This window comes from Roseomonas sp. TAS13 (assembly GCF_001950415.1).
Lineage (GTDB): Bacteria > Pseudomonadota > Alphaproteobacteria > Acetobacterales > Acetobacteraceae > Roseomonas > Roseomonas mucosa.
The window spans coordinates 1-757 of the sequence record NZ_BDLP01000761.1 but is presented as its reverse complement, the minus strand read 5'-3'; the positions used below and the strand labels follow the sequence as shown (position 1 = coordinate 757).

General features: G+C 76.5%; 2 pseudogenes. Both read left to right on the top strand.

The features are described from left to right. Positions 1-269 (top strand): annotated as a pseudogene (locus tag ROTAS13_RS27655) (diacylglycerol kinase); the annotation flags it as partial. Then, positions 266-757: pseudogene (locus ROTAS13_RS25370) on the top strand (hypothetical protein); the annotation flags it as partial. The pseudogenes ROTAS13_RS27655 and ROTAS13_RS25370, both read left to right, overlap by 4 nt.

Below are 757 nucleotides of genomic sequence, written 5' to 3'. Positions count from 1 at the left end.
GCTTCTGGCCCTTCTCGGGCGAAGGGGCGGGGCCGCTGCACTGGCTGGATGTGGCGGCCCCGCCACGCCGCCTGGCCGCCGCCGTCTGGGCCGCCCGCCAGGGCCGGCAGCGCCCCTGGATGCCGGCCGCCGGCTATGCCAGCGGCCGCGCCGGCCGCCTCGCCCTGCGCCTCGACACACCCTTCGTGCTGGATGGCGAGGTCTTCGAGCCCGGCCCGCAGGGGCTCGTCCTCACCGCCCCCGCCACCGCCACCTTCGCCATGCCATGACCCCGCCGGACAGCCTGTCCGCCCTGGTCGCGGCGGAACTGGCCTTCCCGCCGGACCCCAATCCCGCCATGCGCGCCGCGCGCCACCTGGGGGAGGATATCGTCGCCCGGCACGGGGATGCGGTGGCGGCGGTGCTGTTCTACGGCTCCTGCCGCCGGACCGGGGAAACGGCGGGGCTGCTCGACCTCTACGTGCTCACGACGGGAAACCTCGCCTTCCACCGGCGCCGGCTCCCCGCCCTCCTCAACGCCGTCCTGCCGCCGCAGGTCCTCCACTGGCGCTGCGACGGTCCCGGGGGGCCCCTCCGGGCCAAGGTCGCGGTCATGACCCTCAGGGCCTTCGAGCGGCGGATGCGGCCGGCCTCGATCGACACCACCCTCTGGGCCCGCTTCTGCCAGCCCGCCACCCTCGTCCATGCCCGCGACGAACCGGCCCGCCGGCGCACCGAAGCCGCCACCGCCCGGGCGGTGGAAACCGCCGTCACCTGG